Below are 23993 nucleotides of genomic sequence, written 5' to 3'. Positions count from 1 at the left end.
CACTTTCTACCGTTTGGTCCCTGACCCAATAGGTTTGACCTTGATAAACCTGCGGCGCCCAGTCGTCGGTCACTTTTATGCAAAAGCCCAAGCGGTCAGGCAAGGCCTTGATATAGACTTTCGGATAACCTCCCGGCTTTTCGCCCACCACCACGGAATCCACATCGATTACATTCACCGTCTGTTGCGGCAATGAACACGCGCCGATCAGAACGCCGAGGGAAATGGTGATGAGTTTTTTCATTGCGCTTGCCTGCCAGTTAGTTCAGGTCCACCGAATACCGTTTCAGTTCCTCCAGACTGCAAACTTCCAGTGCCGCCCGATGGGTGGCTTGTAGCCGGACCCGGGGAGCGGCGCCCGCCTGCAGCGCTTCCTGCCAGCGGGCCGCGCACAGACACCAGCTATCTCCGGCCTTCAAACCGGGAAACCCGAATTCGGGGCGGGGCGTGCTCAGATCATTGCCCTGCTCCCGTGAAAACGTCAGAAACTCTTCAGTGGTTACCACACAGACGGTATGGCTGCCCAGGTCCTGAGCGCCGGTATTGCAGCAGCCATCGCGGAAAAATCCGGTCACCGGGTCATTACTGCAGTTTTCCAGCGGTTCGCCAAGTACGTTGATGGATTCTTCCTGTAGCAGCATCATGGGTGACTCCTGATTAAATGGGCTGATCATGCTGACCAATATACGCCATTGCTGCGTAAAATTCGGAAAAGGTTTATGTTTCAAGCTCGAGTTACAGTCAACCCGATGGAGAAAGCATGGAATTCACATTTCTGGGTACCTCTGCCGGCACGCCGACCCGGGCGCGCAACGTAACCGCCCTGGCCCTGGCCCCCGGCGGACGCAAACCCTGGTACCTGGTAGACTGCGGCGAAGGCACCCAACACCAGTTGCTGCGCTCCCACTACTCGGTCATGCAGTTGCGGGCCATCTTCATAACGCACATCCACGGGGACCACACCTTCGGCCTGCCGGGCCTGCTCACCAGCGCTTCCATGCTCGGTCGCACCGAGCCCCTGGATGTGATCGCGCCTGTGCAGACCCATCGTTTTATCCGCACCACACTGGACAACAGTGACTCCACCCTCAGCTATACCCTGAACTTCATCGATTCGGAAACACCGGACTTTTTCTGGCAGGATCAGTTCGTCACAGTGTCCAATGTGGCCCTTTCCCACCGGGTACCCTGCCGGGCCTATGTGTTTACGGAACGGAATCTGGAGCGGCAATTGCTGCACCGCAAATTGCAGCTCGACGGGGTCGAACCCGGGCCCAGCTGGGGCGCATTGCAGAAAGGTCATGACGTCAGTCTGGAGGATGGCCGTGTGCTCACCAGTGACCAATACACCCGGATTTCCCGGGTTGCCCGCCGCCTGATTGTCGCAGGGGACAATGACAACCCCGATCTGCTGGCCGACGCTGCCGATGGCTGTCATGTGCTGGTCCACGAAGCCACCTACACCCAGGAGGTGGCCGACAAGGTGGGGCCCTGGCCACAACACAGTTCTGCCCGACAGGTCGCCCGGTTTGCCCAACAGGCCCGGTTACCCCACTTGGTACTGACTCATTTCAGTTCCCGTTATCAGGCTGCGCCGGGCGGGCCCTACCACATTAATCAACTGGCCGACGAAGCGCGCGACCACTATCGGGGGCAACTTTTTCTGGCGCGGGATTTCGACACCTACCGGCTGAACAAAGACTTGTCACTGACCTGCCAGCCCCCAATCGAGCGCCAATGACAGCCTGCACCTCTTTCGCCCTGCCCAGACGGGTACTCGATCATTGGAGGGGAAAAACACCCGGCCGCGGTTAAAAAACCCGGCCATTCGCCGGGTTTCGTTCACAGTTATCGGGCATGTCAGATGGTTGCGAATCGACGTCTCAACCCTAACCCAACGAGCCCCAATCCCAGCAGGGCCAAAGTACCCGGTTCTGGCACTGAGACGGTCACGTCACGCCCGATGGGTGCAATGTGGCTGATCTCAAAGTCGTCGCTCGGCAGGTTAAACCCCGGCGAAATCAGCGCAGTATCAATGACCGCCCAGTCGGCATCAGCCACGTTTTCAAACAACCCCCACCAACCGGCCTTTTTAATCAAAAAATACTCGCTCGGCCTCGCCAACCCAAAGGCGATCACCGTCGAGCTGCCATCCACCAAATTGTAAAACAGCGGCTCGACCTTCTCACTTGAGTCATAGGTTGCCGGACTCTCACCGAGATCACCCAGAAAATTGTTGATCCAACACAGCTCGGCGGCAGGGCTGCCACCGGGACCACAAGCCCCCAAAGAACTCAGGTTATCGGTTTCCCCCACCAGCGGGTCTGCGCCGCCCACATCCGTCGCGCCGATAAAAAAGGCCGATGCAAAACCAGCCCATCCCAAAGCCGTCACAAATACCACCATCTTTGATAGCTCTTTCATCTTACCTCTCCCCGCCAGCCCCGGTCGGGGCTATTCAATCCATGTAAATCCAACCGCCTGATTCCGTTTAAGCCAGCCAGTGAGGCAAGCACAACCGCATCGGGAGCAGTTCTTGCATAACCCGCGCCAAAAACGATTAACTCTTCAAATTCATGGATGTAGGCATTGTGTTTGGTCACCATCGTGGGGCGACCTGTAAGTTTTTTCGACAGACTCACCCACATTGTCCAGCGCAACATCCTGGCGCCGAAAACCCGGCCGGGACGCGGGTTCCTCTGGAATAACTCATACCGGAGAACTATCTTTAGGACATAGGGGACAGGGGACCCGGCTATGGAAGATTTCATTGCTTCCAAGGCGTTCGAGTTTGCCATTGGCGCGATCTTCGTTGCCTTCCACGCTTATGGTCGCTTCAACACGCCCGACTCCAATCGCAGCTCCACTACCCGGCTGCGTTTTGTGGCCTGTTTCGGCCTGTACGCGGCCACCTTACTGGCTATTTACTGGATGGTGACGGTGGTGGCCTGGGTGTCACCCGAAGTGCTGGAGAAGGTGCTGGTGCTTATGGGAGACGCCGCCAACACCGAGTCGGACGGACGGGATCTGTTTCGCAGCCCCATCACGACGGCGCTCATTTTTACCGCCCTGCTGCCCAATTTCCCCATGTTGAAAAAAGCCGACCAACGGCTGCTGCAGGTATTTTGGGATCTGGCCGAGATTCCCGGTCACGCGGTGAAGCTGGCCCATCGCATGTATCGGGCGCCCTACCACATTTTCCCCACCAAGTACGATCAGCTCGAGCGGGAAGCCAAGTATTACGACATTCATATCAACAAGGAGAGTTTCGACGACCACGCGTCCCCGGCGTTTGCCTGGGCCACGGCCTGTTCGTTGATGCTGGAAATCAAGCAATGGCACACGGCCCACGATGTCCGCTACCAACGTTTTATCCAGTCGCGCGAGAGTGAGTATGAAACCCTGAAAATGCAGTTTGCCACCATGAGTGCCCGGGTGTCGGCGTACTACCGCAGGGTCGACGAAATGGGCGGGCAACTGCAGCGTATCGAACAGGATTTACGTGAAACCCTGGTGAGTGACGGTCGCGATCTGTTTATAAAAATCTGTCGGTTGATGGCCCACGCCGTGCTCAGCGCCGAAACCGGCAACACCGCCAGACGCCGGGCCATTGAAATGTTCGGCTTCGAACTGGTGAGCGACGACGAAGAAAACCTCAGTGCGGCGCAACTGGTGAAATTAATGAGCCTGATCATGCTGTCGTTCATGACGCTCTCCTTTGTTCGTTACAGCCTCGAAGGCGGTGTCAGCTCCCGCATGATCGGAGAAATCATATTCTTCGCGTTTTTAATGGGTGCCAATTACGGTGTGTCCGCGTTTGTGGGCATCTACCCGAAAGACCATTGGCGATTTGCCGACATTGAAGCCACACACAACCGGCCCTGGCTGGGCTATGCTTCCTCCGGGCTGATTGCTGCGGGCGCCAGTCTGATGATTATTTCGGCACTGCGGTTCACCCGTTACACCTTTGAAGGGGTCGGCTACGAGGTCAGCTTTGACCGGTTGCTGGTGGATCTGTCCTGGTCCTATCCCTATCTGGTGGTGTCGTTTGCGGTGGGTTTTGGTGTCGCCTGGGTCTGTGATTGCGACTGGTGGGGCGCCTCAAGCAAACGCAAACGCCTGGCAGATACCGCCGCCATGGGGCTCATCATATTGGTGGCGACTTACGTAGCATACGCCGCCATGCACGGCTTTTACCCGTTCGAAGGTACCAAGGCGCCGGAATTCCAGAAGAAAAACCTGGACGATTTGCTGCACTACATGGCCCAGGGCACAGTCGCGGCCCTGCTGATCGGTGCCTTGGTGCCCCACTGGTTCCGCAACAACCGCTACCACACCCCCATCCAGCGGGTGACCCGCTTCATCGCCCGCTACAAGCATGAGCTCAAAGTGGAAGCCGGCAAGCTGGAACGCGGGGCCTTGAAGCAGGCACTGGCGGTCGCGGCAGCGGCGATCGCCATGGCCGATGGTTTGCTGGATGACAGCGAACGGGATGTGTTCCGCAGCGCGCTGGCCAAAATGGCCGAATACGCCATGCTCGATTTTTCCATTGAACGGGGCATGGATGACATGATGAATCTGGTCGACGAATGGCGTGAAGGCGACCGGGCGGAAGTCGAAGCCGCCGCGATGAAAACCCTGCAACAGTTACGGGGTAAGGAAAAACTGGGCGAACTGATTATTCAGATCAGCGCCGCCATCGGATACGCCGACGGGGTTTTTCAGGCGCCGGAGCAATACATTCTGGAGCGTATTGTCGAGGCACTGAATCGCAACCTGATGACCGATCTGACGGCCTGCGGGCTGGTCTTCACCCCTCGCCCGCCAACTCCCACAGGACTTGCCTCCTGAGGCTCTCTCCCAGCGGTTATTTTCCACCCGCCAGATCAATAAAGCTGCCGGTTGTGTAGGACGCCTCATCCGACAGCAGCCACAGGATCGCATGGGCCACTTCCTCCGGATGCCCGCCGCGCTGCATGGGTAATGAACCCTTGATGCGGTCCACCCGGCCGGGTTCGCCGCCGCTGGCGTGCATCTCGGTGTAGATAAAAGCGGGCCGTACCGCGTTGACCCGAATCCCTTCTGCAGCCACCTCGGCGGACAAACCGGTGGTGAACGTATCGATGGCCCCCTTGGAGGCGGCGTAATCCACGTATTCCCCCGCCGCCCCGAGCCGGGATGCGGCGGACGACACATTGACGATCGCACCGCCAGCCCCGCCGTGTTTGGAGGACATGCGCTTCACCGCCTCCCGCGCGCACAGGAAAGAGCCGATGACATTGGTTGCAAAAATACGCGCGAGCCGGGCGGCGTCGACCTCTTCAACGCGCCTTTGTTGTTCCAGGATACCGGCGTTGTTGACCAGCGCGGAGACCCGCCCCAGCTGGGCATCGACCGCCTCAAACAGACGCGTGACCTCCGCCGCCACCGCCACATCCGCCGCCACCGCAATGGCCTGTCCGCCCTTGTTTCTGATGTCCTCCACAACGGACTCGGCGGCTTGGCGGTTTTTGCGGTAGTTCACACACACCGCGTACCCCCGCGCGCCGGCCAGGCGGGCTGTCGCAGCACCAATACCGCGACTTGCGCCAGTAATAACCATTACTTGTTTCGCTTGCATGATTCTACGACTCGCAGGTTTGCGGTCCGCACACCCGGCAGGGGTGGCATCCCAATGGTTCCACGTCACATCCCATGGCCGGAGTATCCGGAGAATTCATCAATTGAAAATCCCCCAGGCCAGAAACAAGACGGCAAGATAAATAATCACAGTGCAAATGGTGGTTACAGTGGCACCGGCGATTATTGTTGGCCAGCGCCGGTAATCCTGCCGTTTCTTCATTTCGGCATTAAAAATCAGCGTACCCAGAATAATACCGCCAATACCGAAAAACCAGGCACCCAGCACCGCGGCCGTGGCCATTTTGCCCGCCAATGAAACCGGAAAGTAAACCGCTGGCCGATGGATCAACCCATACAGCGTGCCCAGCAACCAAAAGGCCCCCACGCTTACCAGTGTGACTGCCAGTATAAAGACCACTAACTCCATCGAGATTTCCCGTCCAGACGATCCACACTGCCACGACTCTGATGGCTGGCTGCAACATTCAATAGCTTACGCCACCCTACCGGCAAACACGGCAGAAGCCCATCCACACAGCCAAATTTGTGCTTATCCGCCGACCGCCCCCGTCCTGCGAAGACAGGAAGTTACCGCCCCGGGGGCTGTGCCGCCCGGACCAGCAGTCCCGAACGGGCGACGTGGTTTGGTTCGGGGGGCACAGGGTGGCCGGCGTCGGTACCGGCTGCATGGGTGACTCGGCAGGTTGCGGGGGCGCTGGCCTGAACCCTGGCGCGACCGTAATTGGCACGCACTTCTGTCAGTTAACGGTTGTACAACGCGCGGTATTTGGTATCTTGCGAAGCAGGATTGCAATAAGTGCAGATCCGACGTGTTTGCGGGAGAGACCGAGTTCCACTTTTGTGCAACCGGCGCCGACGGAGCAACTGCCCCGGAAACTCTCAGGCAAAAGGACCGCTAACACGATGACTTCCGGAGAGCTGTCGACGCCGCGTTAGTCGACACACCGAAGGAGCAAGCGGCCGCTGGCGTTGCCACGGTACGTGAATCTCTCAGGTCCAGGGACGGAAGGGGTGCTTTCTGCCACATCCGGTGCAGAAAGGTAACCCTGAACGCCCCTTGGAGCGCGTTATGAAGCGAGTTGCAGTAATTGGCGGTGGTATTACCGGTATCACCACCGCTTATACTCTGGCCAAACGTGGCCTGGATGTTACCGTGTACGAAAAGCACCGTTACGCCGCGATGGAAACCTCCTTCGCCAACGGTGGTCAGTTGTCGGCCTCCAATGCCGAGGTCTGGAACAACTGGCAGACCATCATGAAGGGCATGAAGTGGATGCTTCGCAATGACGCCCCACTGCTGGTGAACCCCAAGCCCTCCTGGCACAAGTTAAGCTGGTTTGCCGAATTCATTGCCGCGATCTCCCAGTACGAACAAAACACCACCGAAACGGCCCGCCTGGCGATTGCCGCCCGTGACTACCTGTTTGAATGGGCACAACAGGAAGATATTGATTTCGACCTCAAAAAGCGGGGCATTCTGCATATCTATCGAAACAAGGCCGACTTCGACCACGCGGCGAATGTGTCGAAATTGCTGGCTGCAGGAGGCCTGGAGCGCCGGGCGGTCACCCCCGATGAAATGCGTGCGATCGAACCCACCCTGGCGGGCAGTTATTACGGCGGTTTCTACACCGAGAGCGATTCCACCGGTGATATCCACAAATTCACCAACGGACTGGCGGAAGCCATCCTGCGCCTCGGGGTCAAGACCTGCTATGGACACACGGTCACCGAACTGAATGCGGATCAGTCCCACGCCTGGGTAACCTCCTTTGACGGCGAACAACAGACCCGCGAAACTTACGACGGGGTCGTGATTTGTGCGGGTGTGGGCAGCCGCGCACTGGCCGCAAAATTGGGGGACCGGGTCAACATTTATCCGGTCAAGGGTTATTCCATTACCGTTGAACTGGAAGACGAAGCCTCACAGCAAGCGGCCCCGACCGTCAGTCTGCTGGACGACGCCACCAAACTGGTGACCAGCCGGCTGGGCGACACCCGTTTCCGGGTAGCGGGCACGGCGGAATTCAACGGCTACAATCGCAACATCCGGGATGACCGGATTCGCCCGCTCACCCGCTGGGTCGAGCAATGTTTCCCCGGTGTCAGTACCCGGCGGGTCATCCCCTGGGCGGGCCTGCGACCCATGTTGCCCAACATGATGCCGCGCGTCGGACCCGGGCGGCTGCCCACGGTATTCTATAACACCGGCCATGGTCACCTGGGCTGGACCCTGTCGGCCATCACCGCCGAGATGCTGGCGGATGAAGTGGAGTCGGCGGCAACCGGCCAACCGGTGAGCATGGCCCGCTAGCGCTAGCGCCGCAGGGTGCGGGGTTTGGGGTCAGCGGGTGGCCAGGGAATCCATAAACGCGGTAGCGCGGCGCTCGGACCAGTAGTATCCATCCCGCGAGCGTTCGACAAAGCCCACATGGCCACCCCAGCGAGGTGCCTCGAGGGTGACCCAGGGCCCCAGAATCTCGCGGGACTGTGGAAAACAGCGCGGTGACAGAAACGGATCGTCTTCGGCATTCAGCATCAAGGCCGGGACCCGTATGTCTTTCAGGCGGCCCAGCGCCGAGCATTGCGCCCAGTAATCCCGCGCGCTGGCAAATCCGTGCAAGGGTGCGGTGTAGCGGTCGTCGAACTCGTGAAACGTTTTGATGTCGGCAAAGCCGTCGACACTGATGGTGCCGGGGAACTGCCGTGCCTTTTCGGTCATTTTGGAATGCAATTCCCGCAGGAAGCGTTGCATGTAAATACGACAACTGGGGCGCGCCAGCATGTCGGCACTGCCGGCGAGATCGCAGGGCACCGAAAAAGTGACGGCCCCACAAATCCGGGGGTCGAGCGTGCTAGCCACCGACTCCTCCGCCAGATACAGGAGCGCCAGATTGCCCCCCATACTGAATCCGGACAGCGCCAGCGAGCGGTAGCCGCCCTGCAACCCGTGGGCGACCACGGTGCGCAGATCCTCCGTCGCCCCACTGTGATAAAACTGCGGGCGCTGGTTCATCACCCCACCACAGGAACGGTAGTTCCACGCCAGCACGTCCCAGCCGGATGCCAATAACGCCCGTGCCAGGCCCAGCACGTAGGGCCGGCGGCTGTGGCCTTCCAGCCCGTGGCAGAGCACCGCCAGGCGGTCACTGCCCTGCCGGTACCAGTCCAGATGCAGACTGTCGTCGTCTTCAGTGCTGATGATTTCTCCGGTGGGGGCCAGCAGCGCCACCCGGCGAAACAAGGTGGGCCACACCGACTGCACATGGCCGTTGCGCAGCCAGCGAGGCGGACGGTAGTGGTACAGTTTGTTACCCACACCGGCGGGCAGAGGATGGGGGTCGGAGCTGAATCGGTGGGCTGTGTTCTCAATCATATGTGTCTGTCCCTGGCATTTATTGAGCAATAATTAATCATTCAATTCAGGGGGTTGACCCCGCCCGGCAAAATCATTAATATGCCCGCCACGTTGATGCTGTTCCCTGATAGCTCAGTTGGTAGAGCACCGGACTGTTAATCCGTTTGTCGCTGGTTCGAGCCCAGCTCGGGGAGCCACTATTCCGAAAACCGCTACTTTTAACTAAAGTAGCGGTTTTTTTATGGCCGCTTTTTGACCAGATTGCGCTAGTTAACCTGCGGCCACTGCATAAAGGCCGTTATAACTTGGTATAGCGTGTAACTGTCCCGGGTACCAGCCAGCTCACGGATGGAGTGCATACCGAATTGCGGCACGCCAACATCCAGGGTGGTGATGCCCAGCATGGCTGCGGTCAGCGGACCGATGGTGCTGCCGCACCCCATGTCACTGCGCACCACAAACGTCTGATGGGGCAGGCCCAACTCATCGCTGATGTGGCGGTACAAGGACGCCGACCGGCTATTGGTGGCATAGCGCTGGTTGTGATTGACCTTGATAACCGGGCCCTGGTTGATGATGGGACCGTGGTTCTCATCGTGCTTGCTGATGAAGTTGGGGTGCACACCGTGGGCATTATCCGCAGATACCATCATCGAACGCGCAATTACCCGGGTTTTATGGTCGGCACCACACCATCGATCCAGTACCGACTTTAAAAATGGCCCCTGGGCGCCTTCCGCCGACACACTGCCCACTTCTTCGTGATCGTTGCAGACAAACAGTGCCGGCTGCTCACCATTGGCGGCGATCAAAGCCTGCACGCCCACGTAGCAACTCAGCAGGTTATCCAGCCGCGCCGACGCAATGAACTCGTCATTCAGACCAATCAGCGCGCCGGGCTGCACATCGTAAAAATTCAACTCATAGCCGAGGATTTTACTGACACCGGCTTTTGGCTGCTGTTTGATCAGCTGGGTGCGCACCACCTCATCAAACCGGGTGGTGTCTTCATCCCCCACTTGCATCAGCACCGGGGGCAGATCGGTCTGTGCATTCACGGAGCGGTTGTTGTTGGCGTCCCTGTCCAGATGTATGGCCAGACTGGGGATGAACGCGATCGGACGCTCGAAATCCACCAGAGCGTCGACCACCTCCCCCGCGTCATTCAGGTAGGTCACCCGCCCCGCCAGGGACAGATCCCGATCAAACCAGGGGTTCAGCAGAACACCTCCGTAGACTTCTACACCGACCTGAAAATAACCTTTGCGGCGTAACTCCGGGTTGGGTTTGACCTTCAGGCAGGGGCTGTCGGAGTGGGCGCCGACCATCCGGACGCCGGCCGACACGGGATTCGCCCGACCGGTACGGAAAGCCACCATCGACGAGCCATTGCGCACCACGTAGTAACCGGTGTCCGCTTCGAGCTGCCACGCCTCCCGTTCGTCCAGCTCGGTGAAACCGGCCTGGTCGAGCTGTTGGCTCATCTGCCGGACGGCGTGCCAGGGGGTCGGTGACTGTTGCAAAAATGACAGGAGGTTCCTGTTGAATTCAAGGTGTTCCATGATGCCCTTAATATGCTGATAATTACTGTTACAGTATGGCATGATGCCCTGCTGTGAATAAGCCCGCAGGCGCGGGTGGATCTTTGGCCTGCCGGCACTGCTTGTCCGATCTTACCTCACCTGGAGTTGTCCGTGTCTGTCCCGAATTTTCTCGACATTGAATACTGCCAAACAGATGATGCCCTGTTCCCGACCGCGATGGCCTGGTCGCTGGACGACGGCCAGATGAAAACCGTGGTGATCGCCCCGGATGACGCCTGGATTCCCGATGGCGAAACCTTGCCCGACGTGGATCTGGATTACCTCTACGAACAGGGCGTGCCGCTGATTGAGCTGGCCCAGGTACTCCATGAGGATTTGCCCGACCGTACGGTGTACGCAGACGGCCTGGATCCGGATGAAATCCTGGTGGACCTGATCTTCGACGCGGTCGCCCTGGACTGTCCCTTTGAGGTCGCCCACGTGGAGGAGCTGATGCCGCATCTGGACCGCGCCGAGCTGGAAGACCGTCGCCGGGACATCATGTTCAGCAATGGCCTCGACCCCCAGCTGCCGGAGAGCGGCGTCTACGCCCTGCTCATGCTGGCCCAGGAAGAAGGCCTCACCGGCGGGCGCTAGGCCCGCTCCACGGCCCGCCCCTTACACGGGGTGACGGATGTGCCAGCACTGATGGATTTTGGGGTTGCGCTGAAAATCCCGGTCGATGGTGGCGGCGGTGACGTCGTCCACCTGATACAACTCGGCGAGATCGGCGTCCAGCTTGAAGCGGCGGAAGTTGTTGGAGAACACCAGCACCCCCTCCGAGGTCAGCCGCGCCATCGCCTGACGGATCAGACGGCCATGGTCACGCTGAATATCCAGAATGGATTGCATCCGCGCCGAGTTGGAGAAGGTGGGCGGGTCCATGAAGATCAGGTCAAAACGCTCATCCGCCCGCGGTTGTTCCGCCAGCCATTTCAGGCAATCCGCCTGCTCGACCCGGTGCTGGTCGCTGGCAATGCCGTTCAACGCCAGATTCTCGCGCGCCCAGCCCACATAGGTGTGCGACATGTCCAGACTCAGCGACCGGGTCGCCCCGCCCACGGCCGCGTGCACCGTGGCGGTGCCGGTGTAACAGAACAGGTTGAGGAAGCGTAAGCCCTTGGCCTGCTCCTGAATCCATTTGCGCACCGGACGGTGGTCAAGAAACAGCCCGGTATCCAGATAATCCTTCAGGTTGACCCGCAAGCGGCAACCGTGCTCGAGAACTTCGAAAAACTCACCGGTGGCGGCTTGTTTTTCATACTGCTGGGTGCCGCTTTGCCGGGTCCGCTCTTTGCACACCACTCCGGAAAGATCGATTCCCAGCACTTCGGGAATCACCGCCATGGCTTCCGCCAACCGCTCACGGGCGGCGCGGGCATCGACGGATTTGGGGGCAGCGTATTCCTGCACGTGCACCCGGTCTTGGTAGACATCGATGGCAAAGGCGTATTCGGGCATGTCGGCATCATAAAGCCGGTAGCATTCGATGTGCTGTTTGTTCGCCCACTGCCCGATGGTTCTCAGGTTTTTCTTCAACCGGTTGGCAAGCATGGCCGCCCGCGCCTCGTTGGCGATCCGGGGGGCCACTTCGCCCGGATTGGTCGGCGCCCGCGGTGTCATGGCACTGGCGCTGTCGATGGCAAACAGCAACAACTGGGACGGTATCTTGCCGTTGAATAACTTGTACTGCTTGTAACTGCGCAGGCCGATGGAGCGGCCAAATTCGGGCACCCCGGTAAACACCCCCAGGCGCCAGCCGGCGAGGTGTTCCTTGACCACCTCACCGAGAGACTGATACAGGCCCGCCAGCAGCTTGCGCTCGCTCAGACGCTCACCATAGGGGGGGTTGGTCAGCACCAGCCCCTGTACGGTTTTGGCTTCGTCCAGAATGAACTGGTCCAGCGCCCGGCACTCCACCAGCACCCGTCCGTCCAGTCCGGCCCGCTCGATGTTGCGCCATGCGGTGGCGATTACCCCAGGGTCCTGATCGAACCCCTGAATGGACACCCGCGTGGAAGACAGCCCGGCGGCGGCCCGGCGGTCGGCCTCTTCCCGGAGCCGTTGCCACAGGTCCGGCTGGTGCCCCCGCCAACGCTCAAACCCGAAACCTTGTCGCAAGCGGCCCGGCGCCAGATCCATCGCCATCATTGCCGCTTCGATCACCAGCGTGCCCGAACCGCACATCGGGTCGATGAAATTACCACCAGCCCGGGCAATTTCCGGCCAACCGGCACGCATGAGCAGGGCGGCGGCCAGATTCTCTTTCAGCGGGGCCAGGCCTTTTTCGGTGCGGTAGCCACGCCGGTGCAGACTGGTCCCGCTAAGTTCGATCCCCACGGTGAGCTTGCCCCGGTGGAGCCGCGCGGAGACGGTGATGTCCGGATCTTTGGGATCCACTGACGGCCGCTGGCCATCGTCGGTGCGCAGACGGTCCACGACCGCATCTTTGACCCTCTGAACGCCATACTGGGTGTTGCGGATAACCTCGCTCTCGCCACTGAAGGTGACTTTGAAGCGACCGGTCACCGCCAAATGCTGCAGCCAGTCGATGCCATACACCCCCTCGTAAAGCGATTCGCTGGTGGCGGCGTCCACCTCGGCCAGATGCAGAATCACGCGGTTTGCCAGACGGGACCAGAGACACACGCGATAACCGGTTTCCAGATCGCCCTGCACCCACACACCAGCGGGTGCATTCCGCAACAACTCCATACCAAGGCTGCGCAGCTCATCTTCCAGAAGATATTCCACCCCTTTGGGGCAGGTTACAAAAAAGACATATTTAGACAAGGTTAACTCCGGGGGGTTCTGAAATGACCAAGTCACGCAGCAAACGTGCTCAGCATCGGCCTCTCTATAATAACCGACTCTGCCGTGTAACGCATCGGCATAACCGCTGCGCTTTATATATCAAATTAGTAGTGTACTTTTGCTGTGGATTCGTCCTACCTTGTAGGTGACGCGTCATGTAAGGGGCATGAATCACCCCGATTAAGGATCCTGATGGCCTTGATCCACTCTGGCAAGATCGTAATTGCCGTCGCTTTGGCACCGATCTGCGGGAATAATGGGTCTTGGCGCGTGCGCACACGCTTGTTCTTTGAATCTATCAGGTGAGGAAGAGCATGAAGAGACAGAAAAGAGATATGTACGCCCGTGCATTCAAACGAGGCTTTCTAGCCGGCAGATCTGGCAAGTCGAAAGACAGTTGCCCAATGGATCAGCCCGAAGTACGCCAGGAATGGCTCAGCGGATGGCGAGAAGGCCGCACGGACAATTGGGAAGGTATGACCGGCGTGTCGGGGATTCACCGACTGGCCACCATGTCTACCTCAGGGTCTTGATGTGAACATTGCCCTCAACGCTTATTCTGAATCTTGGGCTTGACTCCATAAAACTCACGGGGTGCGCAGGAGACCCCCTTCACTGAGAAAACGGTAACCTGACAATCTGACCGAATACTCAAGCGGGTCCACCCGACCCGTCATCTGCGCCAAGGCGCAACGGGGTTGTAACCCCGCACGGGCCCGCTCAGCGGGCCCGTTCTATTTCAGGCCTTCTCTCCCAAACGCCGGATAGCAGCCACGGCTTCGTCGATCAAGGCCGGCCCCCGGTATATAAACCCGGTATAGACTTGCACCAGCCGCGCACCGGCGCGTATTTTTTCGGCCGCAGAATCGCCATCATGGATGCCACCCACACCGATAATCGGCAGCGAATCACCCAGCTCGGCGTAAAGCGCCTGAATCACCCGCACGGATGGCAGCCGCACCGGCTCACCACTGAGTCCGCCCGCCTCCGTGGCAAACCGATGCCCGGCCACGGCGTCGCGGGATACCGTGGTGTTGGTGGCTATTACCCCGTCGATCTCCGCGTCTCTCAAGGACTGGGCCACAAAACGTATTTCGGCATCATCCATGTCCGGCGCAATCTTGACCGCGACCGGAACGTATTTTCCCTGTGCCTCCGCCTGCACCCGCTGCTCTTCCTTGATCGCCGCCAACAACTGCCGGAAGGAATCGCCAAACTGCAGATCCCGCAGACCCGGCGTGTTGGGCGAGGACACATTGACGGCGATGTAGTCCGCCCGACTGTAGACCGCCGCTATACCCTTGCGGTAATCCGCTTCGGCCTGGTCCGCCGGCGTGTCTTTGTTTTTACCGACGTTTATTCCCAAAATGCCCCGGTAGCGCTGCCTTGCCAGGTTGTTCAACAGGTAATCCAGGCCTTCATTGTTGAAACCCATCCGGTTGATGATGGCCCCGTGTTCGGGCAACCGGAACATCCGCGGCTGTGGATTACCCGGCTGGGACAGCGGCGTGACCGTACCCACTTCAATAAATCCGAATCCCAGCGCACCCAGTGCGTCCACATGCTCCGCGTTTTTATCCAAGCCGGCGGCAAGGCCCACCGGATTGGGAAACTCCAGCCCCATGACGGTCACCGGCAGGGGCGTTATCTCTTTGGTGAATGCCTTCAGTACGCCCAGATTATGTGCCTTATCCAGACCGGACAGCGCGACGTGGTGCGCGCGTTCTGCTGGCAGACGGAATAGCAGGTTGCGGATAAGGCCGTACATCTATATAACTCCTTGCAATGAAGCCGGTTTGGTGTCGATCGAGGGTAACGAATGGGTGCGGCGAGTATACCGAAAGTTTTCCACAGACGCCCTCACCAATCCCGGGCTATGGCTAACTGATTGTCGGATGAAGGGCTGGCAATCTTTTCCACGGAATCTGTGGATAAGTCTGTTGAAAATACCGTGGGACTAAAGGCTACCCCTTACAGACCGCGCCCAAACACAAATTGATCATTTTTTGACCAACTGTAAAATCTCTTTAAATCAACAACCTGTCATGCTCACATTGCCACAACCCCCTATCGGGCCCAGTTGTGCTAAGGTTATTGGCCGTGGCTGTGAGTGTGCATAAATAAACACAACCGGGCTTGATTCCCGTCCGGTTCAGCGGTATGACGATACTTGGAGCTCCCCTATGGATGTTGTTCCCTCCCACGCACTTCCCGATAGAGATGCCCAGCACGCGGCCGAGTTGAAGGCGGCTTCCCGGGTGACGCTGGTGGGCATGTTGCTGGACGCCGCCCTGGGTCTGTTCAAGTGCATAGTAGGCGTTCTGTTTCATTCCCAGGCTCTGGTGGTCGATGGCGTGCACTCCTTTTCCGATGTGTTTTCGGATCTGGTGGTTTTGGGGATCATGAAAGCCGCACGGCGGGGCCCCGACCAGTGTCACCCCTACGGACATCAGCGCTATGAAACTTTAGGCACCATGCTGCTGGGCAGCACCCTGATTGCGGTGGCCGCGATCCTGGCCTGGGACAACGTTTCCCGCCTGGCGCACCCGCAATCTCTGGAACTTCCCGAATGGCCGGTGCTGGCAATCGCCCTGATCTCGGTGGGCAGCAAAGAATGGATTTACCATTACACTCGGCGGGTCGGCCTGGCCATCCGTTCTGACCTGATTGTCGCCAACGCCTGGCACAGCCGCACCGATGCGTTTTCGTCCGTCATCGTGGTGTTCTCCACCATTGGTGCCATGCTTGGCTTTATCTGGCTGGATGCGCTGGCGGCGGTCGCAGTGGCGTTGATCGTGGGCTGGGTGGGCTGGAAATTCACCTGGGACAGCGTCAAGGAACTGGTGGACACCGGGTTGTCCGAAGCAGAGATCACTGAACTGACCGCGATCGCGGAAACCACCGAAGGCGTCCACAGCGTCCACACCCTGCGCAGCCGACGGATGAGTCAGGATATTCTGCTGGATGTGCACATCCAGGTTGATTCGGATATCAGCGTGTCTGAAGGCCACCAGATCGGTCAGCACGTCGTCGTGCGCATGCGCGAGCAGTGCCCGGACATCAGCCTGATCAGCATCCACATCGACGCCGAAGACGATGAATCCAGTCGCCCCACCTCGGTACGCTTGCCCAATCGCAGCGAAATCGAGGGCCGGATCGAGCATCACCTGGGCACCCGGCTCCCCAGCAAGCGGTTGAGCCTCCACTATCTGGACAACCGGGTGGATCTGGAACTGTTTCTGGAAACGCCTTTCGAGCGCGACAAGCGCGCACAAATAGCGCTGATGGAGCAGGCGTTCGCCGCTGAATCCTGGTTTGGCAGCCTGCTGGTATGGGTGCCACCCCACACCGACCAGACCTCCGCCGACGACTAGCGTCGATTTGCCTCCATGCGGGCAAGGAATTCCTGCATGATCAGCGTGTAGAGTTCCCCGCCCAAAAACAGGTCTTCGACCCCGGCATCAATGCTGGGGTTGTCATTGACTTCAATCACCGCAACACGGCTACCAGCCTGCTTGATATCCACCCCGTACAGGCCGTTACCGATCAGCCGGGTGGCATTGAGCGCCGCCTGAATCACCTGTTTCGGCACTTCGTAGGTCGGCAGGGTGACAAAGTCACCGCTGTCGGGGTTCGGATTGACGCCGTGCTGGTAGATCTGCCAATGCCCTTTCACCATAAAATACTTGCAGGCATAAATAGCCCGCCCGCCCAGCACTCCGATCCGCCAGTCATACTCGGTAAAAAAGTATTCCTGAGCCAGCACCAGCGCGGATTGCCGAAACAGTTCTTTCAACCCGGCACGCAGACTCCCCTCATCGGTGGCCTTGATCACGCCGCGGGAAAAGGCACCATCGGGAATTTTCACCACCGCCGGCAAACCAAGTTCCGATACAACCCGTTGCACGGTGTCTTTGTGATCTTTCGACAGAATCAGGGTTTTCGGCGCGGGCACCCGGTGATTTTTCAACAGGTCGGCCAGAAACACTTTGTTGGTGCACTTGAGGATAGAGGTCGGGTCATCAATCACCACCAACCCTTCGGCTTCGGCTTTGCGGGCGAATCGAAAGGTGTGATGGTCTATGGCCGTGGTTGCACGAATAAACAGCCCGTCGTATTCCGGCAATCGCATGTAATCCCGCCTGGTGATCTGCTCAACGTTGATCCCCAGTTTACGGCCCGCCCTTGCAAAACGCTGCAGTGCCACCGGGTCGCTGGGCGGCATGGTTTCATCCGGGTTGACCAGTACCGCCAGATCGAATCGATACCGGCGCCGGGTACGGGGTTTGCGCCACACGATGCTGCTGAACCGATCCAGAGCGGCGGCAAAACTGTCCTGCTCCGACTCCGTCAGCTCCGCCGGGGACGCGGGTTTCATGGACGCGATCTGCCAGCTTCTGCGATACCTGAACACCACTTCCAGCACCGGGCACGGGAATCGTTCGAACAACAACCGGGCAACCGGCTTCAAGGCTGCTTCCTGCACCTGACCGAAGTAGGTTTTGATGCGCACTTCGTGACTCGCGCCCCGCTCGTCGGCACCAGGTTTCAATGCCGCTCCGGCCTGATCCAGCCACTGCACCACGCCCGCTTCCAGCTCTTCAAGCTGCAGTGTAAACAATGCCTTACGCGACAGGTCGTTCAGGGTCATGACCGACGGCACCACGTGATGCCCCCGCGCCTCCGCCAGTAACGAACAATAATAGCCCCGGCTGAGGTAGCGGGCACTCTGGCACAGATTGAGCACGCGCACGCGGGTGGATGGGGAGGTTGAGAAGGTGAGGTACTGATCAAATGTCAGGACGTCTTCACTGGGGTAATACGGTGCCCAATCCTGGGCCTGATCCACAATCAGAAGCAAACGGGACATAAACGGTTACCCTTCCTTGAAACGGCAAACCCGGAGCGAGCTGGCGGGGACAATACCTGGCCGGAAAATCGTCAGAATACGCTCGCTTGCCCATCACCACAATCACTCGCTGGTGCGTAAATTTACTCATCAATAGCCGCTATGCGGCGGGCAAAATCACCTCCATAATGAAGATTCGCAGCTGAGGTTGAGCCAGCCACCATCATGAACTTCCCCGACGTCCAGTGCCCACCGACGACCAGGCTCGCCAATGTGCAGGACCTGCCCGGCCTGATTGCCCTTGAAGCCCGGTGTTTCCATGAAGATCGTATCTCCCGTCGCAGTTTTCGGCGTTTTCTCGACATGCCTCGGGATCGCTTGATTGTCGCTGAACATCTGGGTGAACTTGCCGGCTATTGCCTGGTATTAATGAACGCCGCCACTCGCCTGGCGCGCATTTATTCCATTGCCGTAGCACCCCACATCCGCGGTATGGGCGTCGGTGAACTTCTGGTGCGCGAGGCTGAACAGCAGGCGGTGGATGCCGGCCGGATTATAATGCGCCTGGAGGTGCGCGACGATAACCCGGCGGCGATCCACCTGTACCGCCGCCTGGGGTATCGCCAGTTCGGCACCTATCGGGATTATTACCAGGACCGCGGTACGGCGTTGCGCTTTGAGCGCCGGATTCTTTTTTACGAGCCCCAACAGGCGTTCCCGCCCGTGCCCTACTATCCCCAGACCACGGACTTTTCCTGTGGCCCGGCGGCGCTGATGATGGCCATGGCCGCGCTGGACCAACACCAACCCCTGACCACCCTGGAAGAACTGAAGATCTGGCGTGAAGCGACCACCATTTTCATGCTCGCCGGACATGGCGGCTGCGGACCTCATGGATTGGCCCTGTCGGCCTGGCACCGTGGGTTCGAAGTCCGTGCGTACATCAGCAAGGAAGGGGCGCTGTTCCGGGATACGGTGCGCAGCGAAGACAAGAAACGGGTATTGAAACTGGTGCACGAAGGCTTTTTGCAGGACATCCGTAGTACCGACATTGCCCTGCATCACAACCCTTTATCCCTGGACGATATGGAGCAAGCGCTGAAAGCCGGGCGGATACCGGTGATCCTGATCAGCACCTGGCAACTGAACCGCAGCCGCGTTCCTCACTGGGTCACCGTTTGTGCGCTCGACGAGCAGTTCGTGTATCTGCACGACCCCGAGATTGACCTTGAAGAGGGCGATACCATCGCCGACAAACAACATCTGCCCATTGACCGCAAGGTGTTCAACCGCATGTCCCGCTACGGCCGCCAGCAACCCCTGCAGGCGGCCGTGGTTGTCGGCCCCAAACGAGGCTTTGCTAACCGACCCGCAGGGCAGCCTCTTTGAGCACCGCAATCTCATCCCGCAAACGGGCGGCAGCTTCAAAATCGAGTTCGGCGGCCGCCTTGTACATTTCGTCCTCGAGCCTGGCGATGTCCTTAAGCACTTCCGCCGGTGTGCGCCCGGCCACCTTGGCCTGGTAAAACGCGGCTTCCTCGGCGGCCTTCACCCCCGGGCGCTCGGCCCGCTGGCGGCCCCGCCCGCTGCCGGGTGCACCTTCCATGATGTCGGGGACGGCTTTGTTCAGCCCGGCGGGGGTTATGCCGTGGGCCTGGTTATGGGCTTCCTGTTTGCTGCGCCGGCGCCCGGTCTCGTCAATGGCTCGCTGCATGGAGCCGGTAATGTGATCGCCGTACAGAATGGCCTTGCCGTTAATATTCCGCGCCGCCCGGCCAATGGTCTGAATCAGGGACCGCTCGGAGCGCAAAAAGCCTTCCTTATCCGCATCCAGAATGGCCACCAACGACACTTCCGGCATGTCCAGGCCCTCACGCAGCAGGTTGATGCCCACCAACACGTCGAACGCGCCCTGGCGCAAATCCCGGATGATCTGCACCCGCTCGACGGTATCTATGTCGGAGTGCAGATAACGCACGCGGATGTCGTGCTCCATCAGAAAATCAGTCAGATCTTCGGCCATGCGCTTGGTCAGTGTGGTGACCAGCACCCGTTCCTGCACCGCCACCCGCGCGTGGATTTCCGACAGCAGGTCGTCCACCTGAGTGCTGGCCGGGCGCACTTCCAGGACCGGATCCAGCAGCCCGGTAGGCCGTACCACCTGCTCAACGATCTGACCGGCATGCTCGGCTTCGTACTGGCTCGGGGTGGCGGATACAAAGATCATCTGCGGGGCAATCCGCTCCCATTCATCAAAGCGCATGGGCCGGTTATCCAGCGCGGACGGCAGCCGGAAGCCGTACTCAACCAGGGTTTCCTTACGGGAGCGGTCGCCTTTGAACATGGCGCCAATCTGAGGGATGGTCACGTGGGATTCGTCCACCACCAAGAGCGCATCGGCAGGCAGGTAATCGAACAGCGTCGGCGGCGGCGACCCCGGCTCGCGGCCCGACAGGTAGCGGGAGTAGTTTTCAATGCCGTTGCAGTATCCCAGCTCCAGCATCATCTCCATATCGTAACGGGTGCGCTCTTCCAGTCGCTGCGCTTCCACCAGCCGGTGGTTATCGCGCAGCCGTGTCAGCCGCTGATCGAGTTCCAGTTTGATGCTGTCCACCGCATCTATCACCGTCTGCCGGGGGGTCACATAATGGGATTTTGGGTAGATGGTCACCCGGGGCACGCGGTTGAACACTTCACCGGTGAGGGGGTCAAAATAACTCAGCTGCTCGACTTCATCATCGAACAACTCGATGCGCACGGCTTCCTTTTCGGATTCTGCCGGGAACACATCGATCACGTCCCCCCGCACCCGGTAGTTGGCCCGGTGAAACTCGATATCGTTGCGGGTGTACTGCAACTCCGCCAGCCGACGCAGAATAGTGCGCTGGTCAATCTGATCGCCACGGTCCAGATGCAACATCATTTTGAGATAGGACTGCGGGTCACCCAACCCGTAAATCGCCGATACCGTTGCCACGATAATAGCGTCGGAGCGCTCCAGCAGGGCCTTGGTGGCGGACAGGCGCATCTGCTCGATGTGCTCGTTTATGGACGCGTCTTTCTCAATAAACATGTCCGAGGACGGCACGTAGGCTTCCGGCTGGTAGTAATCGTAATAGGAAACGAAATATTCCACCGCGTTGTCGGGGAAAAACTCCTTGAACTCGCCGTACAGCTGAGCCGCCAGGGTTTTGTTATGGGCCATCACGATGGTGGGGCGCTGCACCCGCTCGATCACCTTGGCGATGGTAAAGGTTTTGCCGGAACCGGTCACACCCAGCAGGGTCTGGTGCGCCAACCCGGAATCAATACCCTCCACCAATTCCTCTATGGCGGCGGGCTGATCACCGGCGGGTTCGAACGGCGAATTGACCTTGAAGGCACACCTGCGTCTTTTATCGGCAGAATCATTTATCGACATGATAGCGGTCAGACCTCCGGGTAAGGGTAGTTAACGGCACAACTCAATTTATTGTCCTGCCACCTTCGTGATAACATTTGCTTGATTAGCGTCTGTTACTCTGATCCAGAGCGCCGACGTGAGACCTTTCAAAGGCAGCTTTAAGGAGCGCAAGTTTGGACCTTCCACTATCTACCCGAGTTCAGTCAATCAAACCATCCCCCACCCTCGCCGTCACCAATAAAGCGGCAGAGCTGCGGGCAGCAGGTCACGACATAATCGGCCTTGGTGCCGGTGAGCCAGACTTTGATACGCCAGATCATATCAAAAACGCTGCCATTGAAGCGATCAGTTCCGGCCAGACCAAGTACACTGCCGTGGACGGCACGCCCGCTCTGAAACAGGCGATCATCGCCAAGTTCAAACGGGATAACGGCCTGAGCTACGAGCCCAACCAGATTCTGGTCTCCGGCGGCGGCAAGCAAAGCTTTTTCAATTTGGCGCTGGCCGTCCTGAACCCCGGTGACGAAGCGATTATTCCGGCGCCCTACTGGGTCTCCTACCCCGACATGGTGCTGGTCGCCGAGGGCAAACCGGTCATCCTCGAAACCAACGCCGACAGCCGTTTTAAAATTTCAGCCGCGCAACTGGAAGCTGCCATCACCCCCCGTACTCGGTTGTTCGTGATTAACAGCCCCTCCAATCCGAGCGGCATGGCCTATACACGGGACGAACTGACCGCCCTTGGCGAGGTGTTGAAAAAACACCCGCAGGTGATGATCGCCACCGACGATATGTACGAACCGATTCTGTGGTCCGATGAGCCCTTCTGCAACATTCTGAACACCACCCCTGAGCTGTATGACCGCACCTTCGTTCTCAACGGGGTCTCCAAAGCCTATGCGATGACAGGCTGGCGAATCGGTTACGCCGCGGGTCCGGCCCGGGTGATTGGCGCAATGAAGAAGATCCAGTCGCAGAGCACCTCCAACCCGGCATCGATCTCGCAGGCCGCCGCGCAGGCCGCCCTGGACGGCCCACAGGAGTGCGTCGGCGAAATGGTAAAGGCATTCAAGGAGCGCCACGACTATCTGGTGGAAGCCCTGAACACTCTGCCGGGCGTTCATTGCCTGCAGGGCGATGGTACCTTCTATGTATTCCCCAGCTTTCACGAAGTCATTGCCGCTGACAACGGGGTGAGCAGCGATGTGGAACTGGCCGAAAAACTGTTGCAAGAGGCAGGCGTGGCGCTGGTGCCCGGGTCCGCCTTCGGGGTGCCGGGCCATATGCGCCTGAGCTTCGCGACCAGCCTGGATATTCTGAAGGAAGCCATCGCCCGATTGCAGAAGGCTCTTAACTAAAACCTGAAAGGGGCTTGACGGGGCGCTCCGCGATGCTTAATATACGCGCCTCGTCACTGCTGACGATGTTCCCCGATAGCTCAGTTGGTAGAGCACCGGACTGTTAATCCGTTTGTCGCTGGTTCGAGCCCAGCTCGGGGAGCCACTATTCAAAAAGCCGCTGATTCATCGAATCAGCGGCTTTTTTTTTGCCCGCGCCAGCGCACCGGCCGGGCAACCGGAGGGAAGCGGGCGCTACAGCCCCGCTATCTCCTTGTGGACGGCCTCCAGAGCCACCAGGGGGTCAGCCGCCTGGGTGATTGGCCGGCCCACCACCAGGTAATCACTCCCGGCTTTTACAGCCGCTGCCGGCGTCATGATGCGCGACTGATCGCCCTGGTCCGTTGCAAGCGGTCTTATACCCGGTGTAATCAGCTTGAAGCCGGCGCCCTGCTCGGCTTTCAGCTTGACTGCTTCCTGTGCGGAACACACCACCCCGTCCAACCCACAGGCGCTGGTTAACGCCGCAAGACGGGATACCTGAGCTTCCGGTGTATCGGTGATACCAATGCCGGCGAGATCGGCCGCCGTCATACTGGTCAACACCGTTACCGCGATCAGCAACGGCCGCTGCGCACCAAACGTCTCCAGGCGTTCACGGCAGGCGGTCATCATGGCCTCACCACCGGAGGCATGCACGTTGACCATCCACACGCCCAGATCGGCGGCTGCCGCGACCGCCGCCGAAGCCGTGTTGGGTATGTCGTGAAACTTCAGGTCGAGAAACACCTCAAACCCTCTGTCTTGCAGGGTGCTCACCAGCGCCGGACCGGACCGGGTAAACAACTCCTTGCCCACCTTCAGGCGGCACAGCGACGGATCCAACCGATCCACCAGCGCCAGAGCAGGCATCTCGGACGGGAAATCAAGCGCGACAATGATTTTCGGGTCATGTGAAATTTGCAAAATAGCTGTCTCTCTTTGCTGGGACGGTGTAACTGTCGGT

At 59.1% G+C, this 23993-nt stretch carries 20 protein-coding genes, 2 tRNA genes, 1 pseudogene and 1 riboswitch; of the genes and pseudogenes, 10 read left to right on the top strand and 13 right to left on the bottom strand.

The genetic code is table 11. The annotated features are described in order from the left end of the window. Positions 1–244: hypothetical protein (locus BG841_RS13100; RefSeq protein ID WP_083260334.1), on the bottom strand; the 244-nt coding region annotated here is incomplete at its 3' end. 16 nt (positions 245–260) lie between these two features. Beyond that, a complete protein-coding gene (locus tag BG841_RS13095) occupies positions 261–644 on the bottom strand; it encodes a DUF2237 family protein (RefSeq protein ID WP_070058058.1) in 384 nt (127 codons plus the stop codon). Between the two features lie 116 nt (positions 645–760). Between BG841_RS13095 and BG841_RS13090 the strand changes: the two genes are divergently transcribed. Then, positions 761–1741: a ribonuclease Z gene (locus BG841_RS13090; RefSeq protein WP_070058057.1), complete on the top strand. Its 981-nt coding sequence runs from the start codon at positions 761–763 to the stop codon at positions 1739–1741. A 119-nt stretch (positions 1742–1860) separates the two neighbouring features. Here the strand turns inward: BG841_RS13090 and BG841_RS17720 are convergent. Then, a pseudogene (locus BG841_RS17720) lies at positions 1861–1953 on the bottom strand (PEP-CTERM sorting domain-containing protein); the annotation flags it as partial. A 467-nt stretch (positions 1954–2420) separates the two neighbouring features. Then, on the bottom strand, positions 2421–2642 hold the full coding sequence (locus BG841_RS16895; protein ID WP_141737096.1) for a hypothetical protein: 222 nt from the start codon (positions 2640–2642) through the stop codon (positions 2421–2423). A gap of 115 nt (positions 2643–2757) precedes the next feature. On the opposite strand from BG841_RS16895, the gene BG841_RS13080 reads away from it, so the two are divergent. After that, positions 2758–4851, top strand: a complete 2094-nt coding sequence (locus tag BG841_RS13080; RefSeq protein WP_070058055.1) for a TerB family tellurite resistance protein — start codon at positions 2758–2760, stop codon at positions 4849–4851. A 16-nt stretch (positions 4852–4867) separates the two neighbouring features. On the opposite strand, the gene BG841_RS13075 is transcribed toward BG841_RS13080, so the two are convergent. Together BG841_RS13075 and BG841_RS13070 are read right to left on the bottom strand one after the other, a co-directional pair. Beyond that, the gene (locus tag BG841_RS13075; RefSeq protein ID WP_070058054.1) at positions 4868–5620 is read right to left on the bottom strand and encodes an SDR family oxidoreductase; all 753 of its coding nucleotides are present in this window, start codon (positions 5618–5620) and stop codon (positions 4868–4870) included. A 99-nt stretch (positions 5621–5719) separates the two neighbouring features. Next, positions 5720–6049 carry a hypothetical protein gene (locus BG841_RS13070; protein ID WP_070058053.1) on the bottom strand — a complete coding sequence of 110 codons (330 nt, stop codon included), beginning with the start codon at positions 6047–6049 and terminating at the stop codon, positions 5720–5722. Positions 6050–6449: 400 nt separating this feature from the next. Beyond that, positions 6450–6548, top strand: a riboswitch (glycine riboswitch). A gap of 164 nt (positions 6549–6712) precedes the next feature. On the opposite strand from BG841_RS13070, the gene BG841_RS13065 reads away from it, so the two are divergent. Then, on the top strand, positions 6713–7957 hold the full coding sequence (locus BG841_RS13065; protein ID WP_070058052.1) for a D-amino acid dehydrogenase: 1245 nt from the start codon (positions 6713–6715) through the stop codon (positions 7955–7957). Between the two features lie 30 nt (positions 7958–7987). Here the strand turns inward: BG841_RS13065 and BG841_RS13060 are convergent, their stop codons facing one another. Then, complete coding sequence (locus BG841_RS13060) at positions 7988–9019, bottom strand: YheT family hydrolase (RefSeq protein ID WP_083260261.1); 1032 nt, start codon at positions 9017–9019, stop codon at positions 7988–7990. 103 nt (positions 9020–9122) lie between these two features. Between BG841_RS13060 and BG841_RS13055 the strand changes: the two genes are divergently transcribed. Then, a tRNA-Asn gene (locus tag BG841_RS13055) sits at positions 9123–9198 on the top strand. A gap of 69 nt (positions 9199–9267) precedes the next feature. Here BG841_RS13055 and BG841_RS13050 read toward each other — a convergent pair. Then, the gene (locus tag BG841_RS13050; RefSeq protein WP_070058830.1) at positions 9268–10563 is read right to left on the bottom strand and encodes a M18 family aminopeptidase; all 1296 of its coding nucleotides are present in this window, start codon (positions 10561–10563) and stop codon (positions 9268–9270) included. Between the two features lie 132 nt (positions 10564–10695). Here BG841_RS13050 and BG841_RS13045 point away from each other — a divergent pair, with 132 nt between their 5' ends. Next, positions 10696–11181 (top strand): hypothetical protein, encoded by a 486-nt coding sequence (locus BG841_RS13045; protein ID WP_070058051.1) that lies wholly within the window; start codon positions 10696–10698, stop codon positions 11179–11181. 21 nt (positions 11182–11202) lie between these two features. Here BG841_RS13045 and rlmKL read toward each other — a convergent pair whose 3' ends face one another. Next, positions 11203–13377: a bifunctional 23S rRNA (guanine(2069)-N(7))-methyltransferase RlmK/23S rRNA (guanine(2445)-N(2))-methyltransferase RlmL gene (gene rlmKL / locus BG841_RS13040; protein WP_070058050.1), complete on the bottom strand. Its 2175-nt coding sequence runs from the start codon at positions 13375–13377 to the stop codon at positions 11203–11205. Between the two features lie 335 nt (positions 13378–13712). On the opposite strand from rlmKL, the gene rmf reads away from it, so the two are divergent. Then, complete coding sequence (gene rmf / locus BG841_RS16555; protein WP_074454350.1) at positions 13713–13931, top strand: ribosome modulation factor; 219 nt, start codon at positions 13713–13715, stop codon at positions 13929–13931. Between the two features lie 206 nt (positions 13932–14137). Here the strand turns inward: rmf and BG841_RS13035 are convergent, their stop codons facing one another. Beyond that, positions 14138–15166, bottom strand: a complete 1029-nt coding sequence (locus BG841_RS13035; RefSeq protein WP_070058049.1) for a quinone-dependent dihydroorotate dehydrogenase — start codon at positions 15164–15166, stop codon at positions 14138–14140. A gap of 415 nt (positions 15167–15581) precedes the next feature. On the opposite strand from BG841_RS13035, the gene BG841_RS13030 reads away from it, so the two are divergent. Further along, positions 15582–16772: a cation diffusion facilitator family transporter gene (locus BG841_RS13030; RefSeq protein WP_070058048.1), complete on the top strand. Its 1191-nt coding sequence runs from the start codon at positions 15582–15584 to the stop codon at positions 16770–16772. Here the strand turns inward: BG841_RS13030 and BG841_RS13025 are convergent. Then, positions 16769–18268 carry a RimK family protein gene (locus tag BG841_RS13025; RefSeq protein WP_070058047.1) on the bottom strand — a complete coding sequence of 500 codons (1500 nt, stop codon included), beginning with the start codon at positions 18266–18268 and terminating at the stop codon, positions 16769–16771. The two genes, BG841_RS13030 and BG841_RS13025, sit on opposite strands and share 4 nt — an antisense overlap. Positions 18269–18472: 204 nt before the next feature. Between BG841_RS13025 and BG841_RS13020 the strand changes: the two genes are divergently transcribed. After that, the gene (locus BG841_RS13020; protein WP_070058046.1) at positions 18473–19636 is read left to right on the top strand and encodes a GNAT family N-acetyltransferase/peptidase C39 family protein; all 1164 of its coding nucleotides are present in this window, start codon (positions 18473–18475) and stop codon (positions 19634–19636) included. Here the strand turns inward: BG841_RS13020 and uvrB are convergent. After that, entirely contained in the window at positions 19608–21668 is a 2061-nt protein-coding gene (gene uvrB, locus BG841_RS13015; RefSeq protein ID WP_070058045.1) for an excinuclease ABC subunit UvrB, read from the bottom strand. The two genes, BG841_RS13020 and uvrB, sit on opposite strands and share 29 nt — an antisense overlap. A 155-nt stretch (positions 21669–21823) precedes the next feature. On the opposite strand from uvrB, the gene BG841_RS13010 reads away from it, so the two are divergent. Then, positions 21824–23008 carry a pyridoxal phosphate-dependent aminotransferase gene (locus tag BG841_RS13010; protein WP_070058044.1) on the top strand — a complete coding sequence of 395 codons (1185 nt, stop codon included), beginning with the start codon at positions 21824–21826 and terminating at the stop codon, positions 23006–23008. A 69-nt stretch (positions 23009–23077) separates the two neighbouring features. Beyond that, positions 23078–23153: transfer RNA gene (locus tag BG841_RS13005), tRNA-Asn, on the top strand. An 89-nt stretch (positions 23154–23242) separates the two neighbouring features. Here BG841_RS13005 and pyrF read toward each other — a convergent pair. Then, positions 23243–23953: an orotidine-5'-phosphate decarboxylase gene (gene pyrF, locus BG841_RS13000; protein WP_074454349.1), complete on the bottom strand. Its 711-nt coding sequence runs from the start codon at positions 23951–23953 to the stop codon at positions 23243–23245. Positions 23954–23993: the final 40 nt, after the last annotated feature.

The organism is Marinobacter sp. X15-166B, assembly GCF_001752365.1.
Classification (GTDB): domain Bacteria; phylum Pseudomonadota; class Gammaproteobacteria; order Pseudomonadales; family Oleiphilaceae; genus Marinobacter.
Note: the sequence above shows the minus strand (reverse complement) of the source record. Positions and strands in the feature narration are given on the sequence as shown.